This is a genomic window from Pseudomonas sp. BIOMIG1BAC (assembly GCF_001705995.2).
Lineage (GTDB): Bacteria > Pseudomonadota > Gammaproteobacteria > Pseudomonadales > Pseudomonadaceae > Aquipseudomonas > Aquipseudomonas sessilinigenes.
Map to the genome: position 1 here is coordinate 6,723,015 of NZ_CP049045.1, position 18,556 is coordinate 6,741,570.

The following is an 18,556-nucleotide window of genomic DNA, read 5'->3' on the forward strand; positions in this document are numbered from 1 at the left end:
GCAAAAGGAAAACCGCAGCGATGGCGTACTACCGCACTCCTCACGACGTTACCGCTCTGCCCGCCTGGCAGGCGTTGAAAGACCACCGCCAAGCCATGCAGGACTTCAGCATGCGCGAGGCGTTCAATGCCGACCCGCCGCGCTTCAGCCAATTCACTCTGAGCAGCTGCGGCCTGTTTCTCGACTACTCCAAGAACCTGATCAACAGCCAGACCCGCGACCTGCTGGTTAGCCTGGCGCAAGAAGTCGGCCTGGCCGATGCGATCAAGTCCATGATGACTGGCGAGCTGGTCAATGCTTCCGAAGCTCGCCCGGCACTGCATACAGCCCTGCGCCGCCCAGTTGGCGACAAGCTGTCGGTGAACGGCGTCAACGTGATGCCGGAAGTACACAAGGTGCTGAACCAGATCACCGAACTGGTGGGCCGTATCCACGACGGCCTGTGGCGCGGCTATACCGAGAAGCCCATCACCGATGTGGTGAACATCGGCATCGGCGGCTCCTTCCTCGGCCCGGAACTGGTCTCCGAAGCCCTGCTGTCGTATACCCACAAGGGCGTGCGCTGCCACTACCTGGCCAATATCGATGGCAGTGAGTTCCACGAGCTTTCAGCGAAGATTCGTGCTGAAACCACGCTGTTCATCGTTTCCTCCAAATCGTTCAACACCCTCGAAACCCTGAAGAACGCCCAGGCTGCACGGGCCTGGTACCTGGCCCAGGGGGGCTCCGAGGCGGAGTTGCACCGCCACTTCATCGCAGTGTCGAGCAACAATGCGGCCGCGGTAGCCTTCGGTATCCGTGAAGAGAACATCTTCCCGATGTGGGACTGGGTTGGTGGGCGCTATTCGCTGTGGTCGGCCATCGGCCTGCCGATCGCCCTGGCCATCGGCATGTCCAACTTCAAGGAACTGCTGTCCGGTGCCTACACCATGGACCAGCACTTCCAGAACGCCCCGTTCGAACAGAACATGCCGGTGCTGCTGGCCCTGCTGGGTGTGTGGTACGGCAACTTCTGGGGCGCGCAAAGCCACGCGATCCTGCCGTACGACCACTACCTGCGCAACATCACCAAGCACCTTCAACAACTGGACATGGAGTCCAACGGCAAGAGCGTGCGCCAGGACGGAAGCCCGGTGAATACCGATACCGGCCCGGTAATCTGGGGTGGCGTCGGCTGCAACGGGCAACATGCCTACCACCAGCTGCTGCACCAGGGTACCCAGTTGATCCCTGCCGACTTCATCGTGCCGATCGTCAGCTTCAACCCGGTGGCCGACCATCATCAATGGCTGTACGCCAACTGCCTGTCCCAGAGCCAGGCCCTGATGCTGGGCAAGACCCGCGCCGAAGCCGAGAGCGAGCTGCGGGACAAAGGCCTGAGCGAGGCCGAAGTGCAACGGCTGGCACCGCACAAAGTGATCCCAGGCAATCGCCCGAGCAACACCCTGGTAGTGGAGCGCATCAGCCCACGGCGCCTTGGCGCACTGGTAGCGTTGTACGAACACAAGGTATTCGTGCAGAGCGTGATCTGGGGCATCAACGCCTTCGACCAATGGGGCGTGGAGCTGGGCAAGGAACTGGGCAAGGGCGTCTACAGCCGCCTGGTGGGCAGCGACGAAACCCTGGCCGAGGATGCCTCGACCCAAGGCCTGATCAACTACTTCCGTGGTCGCCACCGCGGCTGATCGTCTGCATCCATGGGGGCCGGCTTGCCGGCTCCCATTCGGGCCCTGGCCCTTGAACCTTGCCCCCACATGCGCGCACCCTTGGACCTTGTCGCCAAACAAGCACAAGGAGCCGTCATGTTCGATATCAGCATTTTTCCGAAAGCCGATGCCGTCCGCCAGGCAGCCCAACTGAGCCAGGACGACTACCTCCACCTCTATCGCCAGTCCATCGAGCAGCCAGAACTGTTCTGGGCCGGGCAAGCCAAACGTTTCCTGCACTGGAGCCAGCCCTGGGCCGAGGTGCATCGCTATGACAGCCACACTGGCCAGGCCAGCTGGTTCCGCGGCGGCCAGCTCAATGTCAGCTACAACTGCATCGATCGCCACCTGGAGACACGCGGCGACCAGGCCGCGATCATCTGGGAAGGCGACGACCCTGCCGAATCCCTGCGCATCACCTACCGCACCTTGCACCAACAGGTCTGCCGCCTGGCCAACCTGCTCAAGAGCCGCGGCGTGAAGAAAGGCGACCGGGTGTGCATCTACATGCCGATGATCCCCGAGGCCGCCTACGCCATGCTCGCCTGCACCCGCATCGGTGCCGTGCATTCGGTGGTGTTCGGCGGTTTCTCCCCGGAAGCCCTGCGCGACCGGATCCTCAACGCCGATTGTCACACCCTGATCACCGCTGACGAAGGCCTGCGCGGCGGCAAGCTGGTGCCGCTTAAAAGCAATGTCGACAAAGCCCTGCTCAACTGCCCGGACGTCAGCAGCGTGATCATGGTGCAGCGCACCGGCGCTGCAGTGAGTTGGGTCGACGGCCGTGACATCCATTATGAGCAGGCCATGGCCGCCAGCAGCGACCAGTGCGCGCCCGAGCCGATGGACGCCGAGGACCCGCTGTTCATCCTCTACACCTCCGGCAGCACCGGCAAACCCAAGGGGGTGCTGCACACCACCGGCGGCTACCTGCTGCAGGTGGCCATGACCTTCAAGTACGTCATGGACTACCGCGACGGCGAGGTCTTCTGGTGCACCGCCGATGTCGGCTGGGTCACCGGCCACAGCTACATTCTCTACGGCCCATTGGCCAACGGCGCCACCACGCTGATTTTCGAAGGGGTACCCAACCACCCCAGCACTTCGCGCTTCTGGGAGGTGGTGGACAAGCATCGGGTGAACATCTTCTACACCGCGCCCACCGCCTTGCGCGCGTTGATGCGTGAAGGCAGCGGCCCGCTGCGCAACAGCTCGCGCGCCAGCCTGCGCCTGCTCGGCAGTGTCGGTGAACCGATCAATCCTGAAGCCTGGGAATGGTATTTCAACGCTGTGGGCGAACAACGCTGCCCGATCGTCGATACCTGGTGGCAGACCGAGACCGGCGGCATCATGCTCAGCCCGCTGGCCAGCACCCGGCTGATAAAGCCTGGCTGTGCCATGGCACCGATGTTCGGCGTGCAGCCGGTGTTACTGGACGACCAAGGCCAGGAGATCCAGGGCGCCGGCAGCGGCATTATGGTGCTCAAGGGCAGTTGGCCGGGGCAGATCCGTACCGTCTATGGCGACCCGCAACGCATGATCGAGACTTACTTCGCGCCCTATCCGGGCTACTACTTCACCGGCGATGGCGCCCGTCGCGACGAAGACGGCAGCTACTGGATCACCGGGCGCATCGATGACGTAATCAACGTCTCCGGACACCGTATCGGTACCGCGGAAGTGGAAAGCGCCCTGGTACTCCACGACGACATTGCCGAAGCCGCGGTGGTAGGTTACCCCCACGACCTCAAGGGCCAGGGGATCTATGCCTTTGTCACCCCGATGCAAGGCGTCGAGCCTGGCGAGCAGTTGAAGCAGGAATTGCTCGCCCTGGTCAGTCGAGAAATCGGCAGTTTTGCCAAGCCCGATCTGATCCAGTGGGCACCGGCATTGCCCAAGACCCGCTCAGGCAAGATCATGCGACGTATCTTGCGCAAGATCGCCTGCAACGAACTGGACAGCCTGGGCGATACCTCAACCCTGGCAGACCCTGGCGTGGTGAATGGGCTGATCGACAAACGCCTGAACAGCTGAAACCGGAGCGGCCCCGGCCGCGCCGCCTTTTTCATTATCCGCAGCGAGTCGCCATGGAATTCATTCGCAGCCGTATCGAAAGCCAGGTCATGAGCCTCTCCGGCCTGTCCCTGGGCCAGCTCGACCTGGAAAACCCCAAGGGCGACCCTGGCCTGTTCGGCCCGGGCGCGGTCTGCTGGCAAGTACACGCCGACTTCAGCAGCATGCTGATTGGCGGTATCAGCGCCTTGCTGATGCAGGCGTTGCATCCCCTGGCCCTGGCCGGGGTCTGGGACCATTCGAACTTCCGCCAGGACCTGATCGGTCGCCTGCGGCGCACCGGGCAGTTCATTTCCGGAACCACCTTCGGCTCACGCCAGGACGCCGAATGGTTGATCGATAAAGTCCGCGGTATCCACTTGCATATCACCGGCACTGCACCCGATGGGCGAGCTTATGCCGCCAGCGATCCTGACCTGCTGACCTGGGTGCACGTTGCCGAAGTCAGCAGCTTTCTCGCCGCCCACCTGCGCTATCTCAACCCGCATCTGTCAGGAACGGACCAGGATCGCTACTACGATGAAGTCGCCCTGATTGCCGAGCGCCTTGGCGCCCGGAATGTGCCTCGCTCGCGCAGGGCCGTGGCCGACTACCTGCAAGCCATGCGTGCGCAACTATTGTGCGACGAGCGCAGCCGCGAAGTATTGCGCTTGCTGCTGGCCGCTCCAGCCCCCAGCCGGCTGGCCAAGCCCTTTGGCTCATTGATGATGCAGGCCGGAATCGACCTGTTGCCCGACTGGGCCAGTGCCCTGCTCGGCGTCAACCAGCTCCCCCTGCAGCGCCAGCTGATCCGCGCCAGTATCAAACGCAGCGCACCGATGCTGCGCTGGGCAGTACGCGACAGCTCCGCGCACCGGGCTAGACGGCGCATGGGCCTGTAGAAACCGACCGGCCAAGGTCAATGACGGCGCCATCGCCCACCCGATCGGCGCCTCGGGCTGCCGATATTGGTGACCCCGCTGCATGAAATGCTCTAGCGCGATGCCAGGAAAGGCCTGGCCATCGAGCGCTAACCCCGTACATCCGTAGGAGCGAGGCTTGCCCGCGAGACAAACGTCATGACACCGCCGTGCATCAGGCACAGCGCGTGTTCGTTGAAGATTTATCGTGGGCAAGCCTCGCTCCTACAGACAACAGAAGCCCACCACCGCGCGCACCGCCTACAAGCACTAAACGAAGCTGGTAAACTGCCCCGCCCAATCATTCGCAAGGCGCCCGCATGTCTTCCTTGAACCAGGCGCTGCGCGCCGCCCTCGATCATCGCCAAGACCTGCTCGCCGAGCTGCACCAGCAAGGCACCGATTGCTATCGCCTGTTCCATGGCAGCCAGGAAGGCGCCGGCGGCCTGACCATCGACCGATATGGCCCGCAACTGCTGGTCCAGAGCTTTCACCAGCCACTGGAACGCGATGCCCTGCTGCAACTGCATGAGATCGTCGACCAGCGCCTGGAACTGTCTAGCCTGCTGGTCTACAACGACCGCTCCCGGAGCAATTCGCGTATCGCCCGTGAAGACTCGGTGTACCGCGCCGAAGACGCCGCGCTGGAAGATCTCGTCGGCCATGAGTGGGGCCTGAACTATCGGGTTCGCGGGCGTCATACCGGACAGGACCCCTTGCTGTTCCTCGACCTGCGCAATGCCCGGGGCTGGGTCAAGCGCCACAGTGCCGGCAAGAGCGTGCTCAACCTCTTTGCCTATACCTGTGGTGTCGGGCTCTGCGCTGCCGCAGGTGGCGCTCGCGAGGTCTGCAACCTGGACTTCGCCGAAGGCAATCTGGCGGTCGGTCGGGAGAACGCCCAGCTCAATCCACAGTTGCCATCGATGGAGTTCGTGCAGTCAGATTATTTTCCGGCGATCCGCCAGTTGGCAGGCCTGCCCATCAGCCAGCGACGTGGGCAGAAACTGCCCAGCTACCCACGCCTGGAACAACGCCAGTACGACCTGGTGCTGCTGGACCCCCCAGCCTGGGCCAAGAGCGCCTTTGGCACCGTCGACCTGCTGCGCGATTACCAAAGCCTGCTCAAACCCGCGCTATTGGCCACCGCCGAGGATGGCGTACTGATCTGCTGTAACAACCTGGCCAAGGTCTCGATGCAGGACTGGCGCGAACAAGTTCTGCGCTGCGCCGAGAAAGCCGGGCGCCCGGTGCGGGATTGCCAGGTCCTGCCACCCGCCTCGGACTTCCCCTCCCTGGATGGCCATCCACCGTTGAAAACCCTGGTCCTGCAACTCTGAAGCGATGTCATAAATCTGAACAATCCTGAAAAATGGACTGGTTTCGGAACCGTAAACGCGTGCCATACTCCAAGGCACATTTGATTCAAAAGATGAAGCCTCGCATGACCAAAGGATTGATTCGCGCTACCTGCGCCTTGTTGACCGCTCTCGCCCTTTACAGTCTGCTGGGCTTTTTCATTTTGCCGGGTATCGCCCTGCGCGTGGCCAACCAACAATTGGCCAACTACGCCACGACCCCTGCGCATATCCAACGCATCGAACTCAACCCTTTCAGCCTTGAACTGACGGTCTGGGGCCTGGGCATTGGCGAGCCGGGCAAAGAGCAAGTGGCCTTCGAGCGCCTCTATGCCAACCTGCAACTGGACAGCCTGTGGACTCGCGCCCTGCACCTGGCGGATGTGGAGCTGGACCAGCCCAAGACCGAGATCCTTTTCGACAAGGAGGGCAAGCTCAACCTCCTGGGCCTGTTCAAGCTCCCGGCCAGCGAACCCACGCCCAGCGATCCTGAGGCCAAGCCCTTCCCCGTCCGTATCGAGCGCATCAAGCTGGCCGGTGGCTACGTGCATTTTCAGGATTTGCGCCCCAGCGAGCCCATCGAGTTCCTCTACAACAAGCTCGACTTCGAGCTGAAGAACCTCAGCACCCTGCCTGACGACAGCGCCGACATGACCCTGGTGGCGACCGGTCCTGATGGCGGGCAGATCGACTGGAGCGGTAACTTCAGCGTGACCCCATTGGCGTCCGAAGGCACCTTGAAAGTCACCGACGGCAAGATGAAAGCCTGGTGGCCTTACGTTCGCGATGCCGTGCCGCTGGTGCTGGAAGAAGGCCAGGTGAGCCTCGACACCCATTACAAATTCAGCCTGGACAAAGGCACCGAGCTGTTGCTGGACAAGGCATCGATCAGCATCGCGCCCTTTGCCATCAAGGCGCCGGATGGCCGTCCCCTGGCGCGACTGGAGCGCCTGGACGTCAGCGAGACCACGGTGGACCTGGCCAAGCAGCAAGTCGTCGTCGGCAAGATCAGCAGCCAGAAACTTGAAACCTGGGCCGCCCGCGAAGCCGACGGCCAACTGGATTGGCAAAAGCTGTTCGCCAGCCAGCCCGCCAAACCGGCCCCCAAGCATGAGCCCGCCACCGCCGAAGCGCCCAAGGAGCCAACGGCGCCGAGCAAGCCCTGGCAGGTCCTGCTCAAGGACGTGCAATTGCGCAACTACCAGGTGCACCTGGCCGACCGCCAGGTCAAGCCGGCGGTCGCCCTGGAAGTGGGACCGCTGAACCTGGACCTGAAGAACTTCGACAGCCTCAACCAGTCGCCCTTCACCCTCAAGCTCGATACCGGCCTGGGCAAACAGGGTCGGATCGATGCCAGCGGCGAGGTCAACCTCAACCCCATCAGCGCCAAACTCAAGGTACAGACCAAGGACATCGACCTGCGCGTCGCCCAGTCCTACATCAGCCCATTCATTCGCCTGGAGCTGCGTAGCGGCATGCTCGGCAGCGATCTGGCGGTCGACCTGAAGAAGGTCGAACCGCTGGCCTTCAGCATCACCGGCCGGGCCAACGTGGATCAACTGCACACTCTGGACACTCTCAAGACCCGCGACTTCGTGAAGTGGAAGCAGGTGGTGGTGGAAGGCCTGAACTACCAGCATGGCGACAGCCTGAGCATCAGCCGCATCAACCTGATGCAGCCCTATGCGCGCTTTATCATCAACGATGACCGCACCACCAACGTCGACGACCTGCTGATCCCTCAACCGGCGGGCAGCGCCAGCAAATCCTCGGCCAAACCAGCGGCCAGCTCGAGCAAGCCCCTGGGCATCCACATCGGTGAAATCGCCATCAACGACGGCTCGGCCAACTTCGCCGACCTGACCCTGACGCCCAACTTCGCCACAGCCGTCCAGCAGCTCAACGGCCGGATCGGCACCATCGACAGTCGCCAGGCCAAGCCTGCGGATGTGGACGTCAAGGGCAAGGTCGATCGCTATGCGCCAGTGACCATCAAGGGCAGCGTCAACCCTTTCGATCCGATGTCGGCCCTGGATATCGCCACCAGCTTCAAGCGGGTGGAACTGACGACCCTGACGCCCTATTCCGGCAAGTTCGCAGGCTTTCGCATTCGCAAGGGACGGCTCAACCTCGACCTGCACTACATGATCACCAAGGGCCAGCTCAAGGCCGAGAACAAACTGGTGGTCGAACAACTGCAGTTGGGGGAAAAGGTCGACAGTCCGGACGCCGTGGACCTGCCAATTCGCCTGGCGGTGGCCCTGCTCAAGGACACCGACGGCAAGATTTCCATCGAGCTGCCGATCTCGGGCGACCTGAACAACCCGCAGTTCAGCGTCATGCCGATTGTCTGGCAAACCTTGCGCAACCTGGTGCTGCGCGCGGCCCAGGCACCGTTCAAGTTCATTGGAGGCCTGATCAGTGGTGGAGGGTCGGAAGACCTGGGTAGCGTGAGTTTCACCCCAGGCTCCAGCGAACTGAGCAAGGAATCCGAATCGTCACTGACCAATCTGGCCAAGGCGCTCCAGGAGCGCCCGACCCTGCGCCTGGAGATCGAAGGTACCAGCGCCCAGAGCAGCGACGGCCCGTTGATTGCCGAACAACGCCTGGAGCGCGAATACCAGTACAACTACTACAAGATCCTCCAGCGTCGCGGTGACAAGGTCCCTGCCCAAGCCTCGCTGCTGCAGGTGCCCGAAGGCGAGAAAGCCCCATTGCTCGAGGGCATCTATCGCACCCGCCTGAAACAACAGCCACCTGCGGAATGGAATCAGCTCAGTCGTGACGAGCGTAGCGCCAAGCTGCGTGAAGGCTTGATCAAGTACTGGGGCGCCAGCGAGGTGCTGTTGCGTCAGCTGGGCCAGGAACGAGCCAGCAGCATCAAGGACTTCCTGGTGGAAAAGGGCCAGTTGGCTGACGACCGGGTCTACTTCATCGACGCCAACCTGGGCCAGGCAGAAAGCAACGGCAATGTGATTACCCCTATGCATCTGGACAGCGAATGATCCTGGGGCGGAGCTGTCCCCTCTGACCGGCACCCTTGCTCATCAGGCGTTGATATCCGCCACTCAATAGAACAGGCCCCGACACCAAGTGCCGGGGCCTGTAATGATCACATCCCTGTGATCTTCGCATGAACCCTTGAAAGTAGTGGCAGGCACCAGCCTGCCGCTACCTCTCCCTGTCCAGGCAAGAACCTGTCGGCTTATTCAGCCTTCAAGCCATCGGCGGAGACCGCCTTCACGCCTTTGATCTTCTTGGTGATCGCCACCGCTGTGGCCTTTTGCGACTCGGTGATGGCCACGGTGGACGACAGGGACACGACGCCCTTGTTGGTTTCGACCTTGATATCAGTGCCGGGAATGCCTTTCTCGGTGACCAGATCGCTTTTCACCTTGGTGGTGATCCAGGTGTCGGAGGTGGCCTCTTTGGCCTTGGTCACTTCACCGGCAGCCACGACCATGGGCGACTGGGTGCTTTGGGTGGGCTGTGCAAAAGCTGCGTTGGCCATAGTCAGGGTCAGAGCGGTAGCGGTTGCAGCAGCGATAGCGAACTTCTTCATACGAGTAACTCCTGTTCTTCTGGGAAGCCTGCGCCGTGTCCTGGCAACAGGGTTATCAGGGATATTGCAGGCGCTGTGCCAACTCCCAATCAAACAAAATATCCATATAAATCAATATCTTATAAAAAACACAAAAATTCGGACTCATGCAAAATGCATGATGACGCGCATCTCTGCATGCAAGTTGCGAGTTCCTGGCGGCCAGCCGCCAGCCATTCAGGCCTCATCCGCACTACAGCCTTTGGGAGCATAGTCCGCCTCCACCGTGGTGATGCAGCTCCAACCGGTTGCCGCCGAACGCCTCAGGGTCAGGCTCTTGTCCAGCACTGGCCCCGGGGCATTGAGGATCGTGCAGGCGATGCTCCCTTCTCCAGTGGCTGCCGTGCCCGCAGCGCTCATCCGGCAATTGGATGTCTGTGCAATACCACCGGCCAGCGCCAAGGTCGGATCGGTGCCCTGCGCAAGCAGGTCCTCGACGCCCGCTTTCAGCGCCGAGGCCTCCGCCAGCGCAGCGACTACCTTGGCCCTGGCCTGGTACTTGGCGTAAAGCGGCATCGCCACCATCGCAAGGATGCCGATAATGGCGACCACCACTAGCAATTCGATCAGGGTAAAGCCGGACTGTCGTTTCATGGATTGCCTCCTGGCATGAACAGAAATTGCAAGAAAAGCCGCAAGGGCCATCAGACCCAAAGCACGCCCTGTGCCAGATGCCTCACCCCGCAATCCAGGCTCTACAGGGCAGAGGTCCAAGGCCTTCGCTGCAAGAAGTCGCACTAACTGACAAATTTCGTCAGCCTCTGTCGTTATCCGTCAGGGCTCCGGGAGCTAGGCTTGAAAGGGCAGGAAGGCATCTGCCTGTGCGGTAGTTCGCAACGAAATCCACCGTCTTATCAGGGATCGAACCATGGCGGTAAAAGCTTCCAGGACCAGCGTGTACCTCTGGCAAGGTACCGATAGCCGGGGTCATGTCATGAGCGGCGAACTGAGTGCCGCGAACCCGGCCCTGGTTGGGGCTCGCCTACGCAAGCAGGGCATCATCCCAACCAGGGTCCGCCGCAAACCTCGGTACGGGCTGCGTTTGGGAGCGCGGGTAAAATCACGGGACATCGCTTTGCTCACCCGCCAATTGGCAACGCTGTTCCAGGCTGGCGTACCGCTGCTGCAGTCCCTGGAAATCATTGCCGATAGCTTCGGCCAACCGTTGATCCGCCAGCTCCTGGGACAACTCAAGCACGATATCGAGGCCGGCTCCAACCTGGCCAACGCGCTGCGCAAACACCCACAACACTTCGACCCGTTGTACTGCAACCTGGTGGAGGCCGGCGAGCAGGCAGGGGCCCTGGATACACTGCTGGAGCGGATCGCCACCTACCAGGAAAAAAGCGAGCGTCTCAAGGCCCGCCTGAAGAAGGCCATGGTCTACCCCCTGGCAGTGATCGGCGTCGCGCTCATAGTCAGCAGCATCCTGCTGCTCAAAGTGGTTCCGCAATTCCAGAGTCTGTTCGCCGGCTTCAATGCCGAACTGCCCTGGCTGACCCAGAAGGTCATCGGTCTTTCATATTTCCTGCAGCAACACGGTGGAACCTCGCTGGCAGCCTGCCTGGGACTCGGGCTAGGTGGACGCCTGCTCTATCGTCGTTCTGCACGTCTACGCGATCATCTGGATGCAGGGTTGTTGCGCTTGCCCCTGGGTGGCGCCTTGCTGCACAAGTCTGCCGTGGCGCGCATGGCCCGTACCCTGGCCACCACCTTCGCTGCGGGAGTCCCCCTGGTTCAAGCCCTGGAGTCCGTCGCTGGTGCCAGCGGCAACCACATTCATCGACGCGCGATGGAGCGTATCCGCCTCCAGGTCGAAGGTGGCATGCAACTGAATTTCGCCATGCGTGCCAGCGGTGTTTTCCCTGACATGGCGATCCAGATGACCGCCATCGGTGAAGAATCCGGAACCCTGGATCATTTATTGGAAAAGGTAGCGGCGCATTATGAAACCGAGGTGGATAACCTGGTGGACAGCCTGACCAGCCTCATGGAGCCTTTGATCATGGTGATCCTGGGCAGTATCGTCGCAGCCTTGGTACTGGCGATGTACTTGCCCATTTTTCAACTCGGTACAGCGATCTGAACATGTCCTTGCCTGAAGTCCTTAGCCTTTATCCCCTGGTATTCGTAATGACCGGCCTACTGCTGGGGCTGATCGTCGGCAGTTTTCTCAATGTACTGGTCTGGCGTCTGCCACAGATGCTCGAGCGTGACTGGCGGGCCCAAGCCCATGAAATCCTGGGGCTACCTGCGGAGCCTGAAATCGCTCCCTATAACCTGCTGTTGCCCCATTCCCATTGCCCCAGCTGCGGAACACCTATCCGTCCCTGGCAGAATGTTCCGCTGATCAGCTATCTGTGGCTGCGTGGCCGCTGCGCCCATTGCCAAACCAGCATCAGCCTGCGCTATCCCCTGACCGAACTGGCTTGCGGCCTGCTCTCGGCGTTCGTAGCCTGGCATTTCGGTTTTGGCTGGCCAGCCGGCTTGATGCTGCTTCTGAGCTGGGGCTTGCTGGCCATGAGCCTGATCGACGCCGACCATCAGTTGCTACCGGATGTTCTGGTACTGCCGTTGCTGTGGCTGGGACTGATCGTCAACAGCTTCGGTATCTTCACAGACCTTGAGAATGCCCTGTGGGGCGCGGTGATCGGCTACTTGTTCCTGTGGTCGGTGTTCTGGCTGTTCAAGCTGCTGACCGGCAAGGATGGCCTGGGCCATGGTGATTTCAAGCTGCTGGCGCTGCTGGGTGCCTGGGGCGGTTGGCAGATCCTGCCGCTGACCCTGCTTCTGGCCTCCCTGACCGGGGCGCTGCTGGGCACCCTCATATTGCGCTTGCGCCAGGCCAAAGGCTCGACGCCTATCCCCTTTGGCCCATTTCTGGCGATTGCCGGCTGGATTGCCTTGCTCTGGGGTGGTCAAATAACCGACTTCTATTTGCAGTTTGTCGGTTTCCAATGACTCGCTCCGTGAACCCCCCCTGGACCCTTGGCCTTACCGGCGGTATCGGCAGCGGCAAGAGCGCCGCCGCCCAGCACTTCATCGACCTGGGCATCCATGTGATCGACGCCGATCACGCCGCCCGCTGGGTGGTGGAGCCTGGGCGCCCTGCCCTGGGCCAGATCGCCCAGCACTTTGGTGACGGCGTATTACAAGCCGACGGCCAGTTGGACCGCGCGGCCCTGCGCAAGCTGATCTTCGAAGAGCCGGAACAGCGCCGCTGGCTGGAGGCCCTGCTGCACCCGCTGATCGCCGAGGAGATCGCCAGCCACCTGGCCCGTGCCGAATCACCCTACGCGATCCTGGTATCGCCTTTACTGGTGGAGTCCGGTCAGGCCCGGATGACCCAGCGCATCCTGGTGATCGATGCACCACAGCAATTACAGGTCGAACGTACCCTGCTGCGTGACCAGGTCAGCGAACAGCAGGTCCAGGCGATCCTGAAGGCCCAGGCCAGCCGTGAAGAACGGCTACGGCATGCCGATGATGTACTGGTCAACGACCGCGACCGGGCCTGGTTGAACAGCGAGGTCGAACGCCTGCATCACTTTTACTTAACTTTGCGTGGAGGCCAGCCATGAGCCAACCCCTGACCGTCGAATGCCCAACCTGTGGCGCCCCCGTGGAATGGACCGCGGCCAACGTCAACCGGCCGTTCTGCTCCGACCGTTGCAAATTGATCGACCTGGGCGCGTGGGCGGCCGAGGAACACAAGATCCCGGTGAGCCCGGACGCCGAGGACGAGCTGTTCTCCGAGGAACTGCCGCCCCGGGCCCACTGAGTCCGCCGATAGATCGATCAGGGCCGCATGAAGCTGTAGTCCTGATCGTCGTCGAGGTTTTCCGCGAGGAACTGCAACTCATCCGCCAGGTCCTCGATACTGCGCACATTCTTGCTCTGCTGCACCACCGCGCTAAGCAGGGCCCGCAGGCTCAAACCCGGCTCGAACCCTTCCTGCAAGGCATTTTGCAGGCTGTCGCGCACTTCCTGCCGGGCCCACTGATAGACACTCATGACCGCACTCCTGGAATTTTTGCCGAGCATGCAGCGCGGCCCGAAGCCCGGAATTGATATGGATCAAGGGCGCGGGTCCTCGTCCTTCCAGGGTGCCGAGAGGTAGCGAGTACGGTTGAACGTCTCCAGCCATTCGGGGCAGAACACCACCAGGGCGCTGACCACCATGCCGTTGATGAATGCCTCCGGAAAGATGATCAACCACAGGTAACCAATGAAATCCTCAAGCCATTCGGGCATGGCGAAGCGTTCGTCGAACCAGAGGATGCCCAATGCGCAAAGCAGGCATAGCAGCGCTGACAGCGCCGCAGCAAAAAAACCGGAACAGAAGATATAGACGAAAAGATTACGTGGCTGCGCCCTCTCCACCAGCCAGGCGCAGGTTTCAGTCACCGCCACCGGCAGCAAGATCAACAGCGCACCATTGACTCCCAGGGCTGGCAGGTCCTGGCGTCCCAAGACCAGCAATCCCAATTGCGCGATCAAGCCACCGACTACCGCCAACGGCCAGTCCAGCAGCAGGGTCACCGCTGTCATGCCAATGAAGTGATAGGACACCCCGGTATCGAAATCCCGCCGAACCAGCCATAGCAGGAACAAGGCGAACACAGTGCCGAATAACAAGTGCTGGCGGCGACTGTCGCTAAACAATTCGACCCAGGGCGCACGCCATACCGCCCAGGCCAGCAGCGGCACATACAGCAGCCAACCCAGCATCAGCGTCTGCGGCGCCAACAGTGCCGAACTGATCATGGCCTGGCTTGTTCCAGCGCCGCAGCCAGTTGCTCGGCAGTGGCGTACTCCTGGCGTGCCACCAAGCGTCCGTCCTGCAATTGCAGCCACAACACCTTGTCTTCGGCTGCGACATAGCGCGGGGCTACTCGCCCGTCGCGATCGAGCATCACCCGGTAGGGATAGTCACGCATGGCCGGAACCGCGAACATCTTGGCAATCAATGCCGGCATGCGCTGGATATCCGCGACGAAAACACCTTGGCGCTCCTGCAGATAATCCTTGGGTTTATCCTTGAGTGCGGCATTCACCAGCTTGGCCGCCTCCATGCTGCGCGCCACCAGCAACACACGAGCCTGGGAGTCTAGGCTATAGGCCTCATCGAACTGATCCAACAGGGTCCAGGGCGCCAACCGCTCTCCCACTTCCAGGGCGTTGGCCCATAACGGCAACAGGCTCAGCAACAGAATTGACCAGCGTTTCACTGCACACTCCTTATTGATCGATTAGACGCAAAACAGTCTACACCGCCCCTGGGCAGGCTCCAGCCAAAGCCTGCGAACAGCTGGCAATGTCAGGCTGAGCTTTTTCCTGTGCCCTGGTTCTTAAGGTCACAATTGGGCGCTAAGCTTGGGTGATGGATGACTCAGATTTCTTGCGCCTGCTTACCATCCAGGCCGAGCAAGCCAATGCGTTCCTGTCCAATGCCCGCAAATGGGAGCGTGAGCGTTGGGTCTGCCAGCGCCTGTTGCAAGGCCTGAACATTCCCTATCGCAATGACGAGTTCAGCGCTGCCGGACAGGAACCACCGGATGTGCTGTTTCGCGAGGCCAGCTTCGAAGTGTTCTTCGTCCTTGATGAGGGGCGCCGGCTCAATGATGAATGGCGTGACGAGCTGCAACGCCGACGCAGCGCTTTTTCCCTGAGCCAGTTGGTAAGGCGCGAGGCCAAGCCCAAGCGCATCCCTGCCAATGAGTTGTTGCTACGCCTGGCGCCAACGCTGCGCAAGAAGGCCCACAACTACCAGGAACGCGGAATGAACCTGGGAGAGCTGGATATCATTGCCTTTGCCGCCCTTAAGCGTGAGGTGCTGGATCTCAACAGCCATTTTCCACCACCCACCGAGTACCTGCGCCAGGGCTGGCGCTCCCTGTCCCTGGTGGGACCGACCTTTGCCCGAGTTCTGTTCGCTCATCCGGATGCTCCTGAGTTCCTGCGCAGCAACCTGGGACGCAGCATCGTTTTCGACGTTGGTATCAGTTTATGAGACTCGTCAATCCGCCTTCGGTGGGCATGGCGTAATCCTCACGGCGATGGTAAAAAAGCCCTCATGCCTGCCCGCGCCGGGTTTTCCCTTAAACCCGACGCAACAGCGGTAATGCTCCTGTTTATGTCGGATTACACTGAGCTGTAACGTTCCCGCATGTTGCGACGTCTACCTGACGAGGCCTTTTATGAGCAGCCGCCTGAACCCCGACGACCAACGCCATGTCGAAGATTATCTGCAACTACCCCAGCACCGAGTCGAGCGCCGGCCCTTTCGGCCGTGGATGCTCCTCGTGGTGGTAGTCGTGGTGACCGTGGCCCTCGGTCTGTTGAGCCGTCTTATCAGTTACCTGACGCTATGAGCTGCATCGCGCTCGCTCGGTCGACTGTCCCGATTTCTTTTAGCCTTGCGAGATATCCCCATGACTCATCGTATTGTCATCGTTGGCGGCGGCGCCGGCGGCCTGGAGTTGGCGACCCGCCTGGGTAAGACCCTGGGCAAACGCGGCACCGCCAGTGTGACCCTGGTGGACGCCAATCTGACCCACATCTGGAAACCACTGCTTCACGAAGTGGCAGCCGGTTCGCTGAACTCCTCCGTAGACGAACTCAACTATGTTGCCCAAGCAAAATGGAACCACTTCGAGTTCCAGCTGGGGCGCATGAGCGGACTTGATCGTCAACAAAAAAAGATCCAGTTGGCCGCCACCTACGACGAAGAAGGTGCGGAGCTGTTGCCTGCTCGCGAACTCGACTATGACACCCTGGTCCTGGCCGTTGGCAGTACCACCAACGACTTTGGAACCCAAGGTGCTGCCCAGCACTGCCTGTTTCTCGACACCCGTAAACAGGCCGAGCGTTTTCACCAGCAACTGCTCAACCACTATCTGCGAGCCCATGCTGGGCAGACCCAGGAGTTGGAGCAGATCAGCGTGGCGATCGTCGGAGCCGGAGCTACCGGCGTCGAACTGGCGGCGGAGCTGCACAATGCAGCCCACGAACTGGCAGCCTATGGGCTGGACCGTATCCGCCCGGAAAACATGCACATCACTGTGATCGAAGCCGGGCCGCGGGTACTACCAGCATTGCCAGAACGCATCAGCGGCCCCGTGCACAAGACCCTGGAAAAACTCGGGGTACGCGTCATGACCAACGCCTCAGTCAGTGAGGTGACGGCCGAAAACCTGATCACCGCGGACAACCAGGTCATTCCCGCCAGCCTCAAGGTTTGGGCTGCGGGTATCCGTGCGCCTGGCTTCCTCAAGGATATTGATGGCCTGGAAACCAATCGTATCAATCAGCTTCAAGTACTGCCGACCTTGCAGACCACACGCGACACGAACATCTTTGCCTTCGGCGATTGCGCCGCCTGCCCACAGCCAGGTAGCGACCGCAACGTACCGCCAAGGGCGCAAGCCGCGCACCAGCAGGCATCGTTACTGGCCAAGTCATTGAAGCTGCATATCGAAGGCAAGGAACTGCCAACCTACAAGTACACCGACTACGGCTCACTGATCTCCCTGTCGCGATTCTCCGCAGTAGGCAACCTGATGGGCAACCTCACCGGTAGTGTGATGCTTGAAGGCTGGTTGGCGCGGATGTTCTACATCTCGCTCTATCGCATGCACCAGGCGGCGCTCTACGGAGTATTTCGTACAGCGATGATGATGCTCGGTAGTCGAATCGGGCGTAGTACGGACCCACGTTTGAAGTTGCACTAAACCCGCGATCCGCCAAACACCCACTACCTCAGGTAGTAGGGTGTTTGGTTATGCAACAACATCTGCCCTACGGTTGCCAGACACCCATTTTCGATCAGGCACTGGCAGCAAGCGATAACCAACCACAAAAAGCGCGGGAAATCTCAAGACAACTTCAGGGGAAACGTTAGCGCAGACGCTGCCGTGCCGAATCTGGCAACACCGCCTATTTCCCTCCAACTGAGTTGGCAGTTGAAAATCAAACTAATCACACTTGCAACTGTATTACACGCAAGCCACCTCGAATAACGACGTGCCTCCAACTGCCAGAATTCTGCAAAGTTTCAATATCGCTCCCATACCCCTCACCATCGTAAATACGGGAGAAAATTTCGATCCAACGGTTCAATGACCGATAGTCCTTCAGGGTTCGGCTCAAATGAATCCAGAAGTTTCAGAAATAGAAACTGGCAACTCGAACAAACAGCGGCCAGCCATTGGAAATGACTAACCGCGAACAATCAATTCAGGGAATCAATGCGTTACGCTTGGCGAATTCCGCCAAGCTTACTTGTGAGCCCAAACCCAGCTTCTGCAAAAGGCGAGTCTTGTAGGTACTGACAGTCTTGTTGCTCAAAAACAGCTTCTCACCAATGGCCTTGTTCGAATACCCCTTGGCCAGGTGCTGCAACACAATCATCTCCCTGTCAGTCAGCGAGCCGATCTGTTCGGACTCAGTACGCTGCTCTGTCGTAGAGGCTGAAACATCCTGGGCCAGGGATGGATAAAAGGTGTATCCAGCCAGGACTGCGTTCAGGGCCACGACTAGATTGCCCAGGTCTTCTTCCTTGTTGACAAACCCCCTAGCGCCCAGTTGGATACAGCGCCTGCAGAAGCTCTCAACAGATTGCGAAGTGAGTACCAGCACCTCGGTAGGCAAACCGAGAGCCTTGATACGTGAAAGCACCTTGAGACCATCCAGCTTGGGAATGCCGATATCGAGAATCACCACATCCGGTACATGCTCGCGAACCAACTCCAAAGCATCCAAGCCATTATCTGTTTCGGCGACCACCTGCATGTTGTTCTTTTCCAACAACACCTTGACAGCAAGCCGAACAACAGGGTGGTCATCAACTATCAATACGCTATGCATATTTTCACTTCACCTTAAGAACTCGACTTTCGGCCAGCCATGACCGCTCGGAAA

At 60.3% G+C, this 18,556-nt stretch carries 18 protein-coding genes; 12 read left to right on the forward strand and 6 right to left on the reverse strand.

All coding sequences use genetic code 11. The features are described from left to right. Positions 1–20: 20 nt before the first annotated feature. From pgi to ATY02_RS31270, 5 genes are all read left to right on the forward strand, one after another. Positions 21–1,685, forward strand: coding sequence for a glucose-6-phosphate isomerase (gene pgi, locus ATY02_RS31250; protein ID WP_068575519.1), 1,665 nt, complete (start codon positions 21–23; stop codon positions 1,683–1,685). A gap of 117 nt (positions 1,686–1,802) precedes the next feature. Further along, positions 1,803–3,740 (forward strand): acetate--CoA ligase, encoded by a 1,938-nt coding sequence (gene acs / locus ATY02_RS31255; RefSeq protein ID WP_068575520.1) that lies wholly within the window; start codon positions 1,803–1,805, stop codon positions 3,738–3,740. A gap of 53 nt (positions 3,741–3,793) precedes the next feature. Next, a complete protein-coding gene (locus ATY02_RS31260) occupies positions 3,794–4,660 on the forward strand; it encodes an oxygenase MpaB family protein (RefSeq protein WP_068575521.1) in 867 nt (288 codons plus the stop codon). Between the two features lie 338 nt (positions 4,661–4,998). Continuing rightward, positions 4,999–6,015 carry a class I SAM-dependent rRNA methyltransferase gene (locus ATY02_RS31265; protein ID WP_068575522.1) on the forward strand — a complete coding sequence of 339 codons (1,017 nt, stop codon included), beginning with the start codon at positions 4,999–5,001 and terminating at the stop codon, positions 6,013–6,015. A gap of 104 nt (positions 6,016–6,119) precedes the next feature. Next, a complete protein-coding gene (locus tag ATY02_RS31270; protein WP_068575523.1) occupies positions 6,120–9,038 on the forward strand; it encodes a DUF748 domain-containing protein in 2,919 nt (972 codons plus the stop codon). Positions 9,039–9,238: 200 nt separating this feature from the next. Here the strand turns inward: ATY02_RS31270 and ATY02_RS31275 are convergent, their stop codons facing one another. Together ATY02_RS31275 and ATY02_RS31280 are read right to left on the reverse strand one after the other, a co-directional pair. Beyond that, a complete protein-coding gene (locus ATY02_RS31275) occupies positions 9,239–9,595 on the reverse strand; it encodes a BON domain-containing protein (RefSeq protein WP_068575524.1) in 357 nt (118 codons plus the stop codon). A 216-nt stretch (positions 9,596–9,811) separates the two neighbouring features. Further along, a complete protein-coding gene (locus tag ATY02_RS31280) occupies positions 9,812–10,228 on the reverse strand; it encodes a pilin (protein WP_068575525.1) in 417 nt (138 codons plus the stop codon). Positions 10,229–10,502: 274 nt separating this feature from the next. On the opposite strand from ATY02_RS31280, the gene ATY02_RS31285 reads away from it, so the two are divergent. The 4 genes from ATY02_RS31285 to yacG are packed head-to-tail and all read left to right on the forward strand — an operon-like array spanning position 10,503 to position 13,415. Beyond that, positions 10,503–11,720, forward strand: a complete 1,218-nt coding sequence (locus ATY02_RS31285; protein ID WP_068575526.1) for a type II secretion system F family protein — start codon at positions 10,503–10,505, stop codon at positions 11,718–11,720. A gap of 2 nt (positions 11,721–11,722) precedes the next feature. Next, a complete protein-coding gene (locus tag ATY02_RS31290; RefSeq protein ID WP_068575527.1) occupies positions 11,723–12,595 on the forward strand; it encodes a prepilin peptidase in 873 nt (290 codons plus the stop codon). Further along, positions 12,592–13,215 carry a dephospho-CoA kinase gene (gene coaE / locus ATY02_RS31295; protein WP_068575528.1) on the forward strand — a complete coding sequence of 208 codons (624 nt, stop codon included), beginning with the start codon at positions 12,592–12,594 and terminating at the stop codon, positions 13,213–13,215. The genes ATY02_RS31290 and coaE overlap by 4 nt, the downstream gene beginning before the upstream one ends. Next, positions 13,212–13,415, forward strand: coding sequence for a DNA gyrase inhibitor YacG (gene yacG, locus ATY02_RS31300; RefSeq protein WP_068575529.1), 204 nt, complete (start codon positions 13,212–13,214; stop codon positions 13,413–13,415). The genes coaE and yacG overlap by 4 nt, the downstream gene beginning before the upstream one ends. A gap of 17 nt (positions 13,416–13,432) precedes the next feature. On the opposite strand, the gene ATY02_RS31305 is transcribed toward yacG, so the two are convergent. The 3 genes from ATY02_RS31305 to ATY02_RS31315 all read right to left on the reverse strand — a co-directional run bounded on the left by ATY02_RS31305 (position 13,433) and on the right by ATY02_RS31315 (position 14,865). Then, on the reverse strand, positions 13,433–13,648 hold the full coding sequence (locus ATY02_RS31305; protein WP_022641062.1) for a hypothetical protein: 216 nt from the start codon (positions 13,646–13,648) through the stop codon (positions 13,433–13,435). Positions 13,649–13,711: 63 nt separating this feature from the next. Further along, complete coding sequence (locus ATY02_RS31310) at positions 13,712–14,401, reverse strand: energy-coupling factor ABC transporter permease (protein ID WP_068575530.1); 690 nt, start codon at positions 14,399–14,401, stop codon at positions 13,712–13,714. After that, positions 14,398–14,865 carry a hypothetical protein gene (locus ATY02_RS31315; protein ID WP_068575531.1) on the reverse strand — a complete coding sequence of 156 codons (468 nt, stop codon included), beginning with the start codon at positions 14,863–14,865 and terminating at the stop codon, positions 14,398–14,400. The genes ATY02_RS31310 and ATY02_RS31315 overlap by 4 nt, the downstream gene beginning before the upstream one ends. Positions 14,866–15,017: 152 nt before the next feature. Here ATY02_RS31315 and ATY02_RS31320 point away from each other — a divergent pair, with 152 nt between their 5' ends. The 3 genes from ATY02_RS31320 to ATY02_RS31330 all read left to right on the forward strand — a co-directional run bounded on the left by ATY02_RS31320 (position 15,018) and on the right by ATY02_RS31330 (position 17,367). Beyond that, positions 15,018–15,647 (forward strand): DUF1780 domain-containing protein, encoded by a 630-nt coding sequence (locus tag ATY02_RS31320; protein ID WP_068575532.1) that lies wholly within the window; start codon positions 15,018–15,020, stop codon positions 15,645–15,647. A 187-nt stretch (positions 15,648–15,834) separates the two neighbouring features. Further along, entirely contained in the window at positions 15,835–16,008 is a 174-nt protein-coding gene (locus ATY02_RS31325; protein WP_068575533.1) for a DUF3094 family protein, read from the forward strand. 60 nt (positions 16,009–16,068) lie between these two features. Beyond that, entirely contained in the window at positions 16,069–17,367 is a 1,299-nt protein-coding gene (locus ATY02_RS31330) for an NAD(P)/FAD-dependent oxidoreductase (RefSeq protein ID WP_068575534.1), read from the forward strand. A 505-nt stretch (positions 17,368–17,872) separates the two neighbouring features. Here ATY02_RS31330 and ATY02_RS31335 read toward each other — a convergent pair. Further along, complete coding sequence (locus ATY02_RS31335; protein WP_068575535.1) at positions 17,873–18,502, reverse strand: response regulator transcription factor; 630 nt, start codon at positions 18,500–18,502, stop codon at positions 17,873–17,875. Between the last annotated feature and the right edge of the window lie 54 nt (positions 18,503–18,556).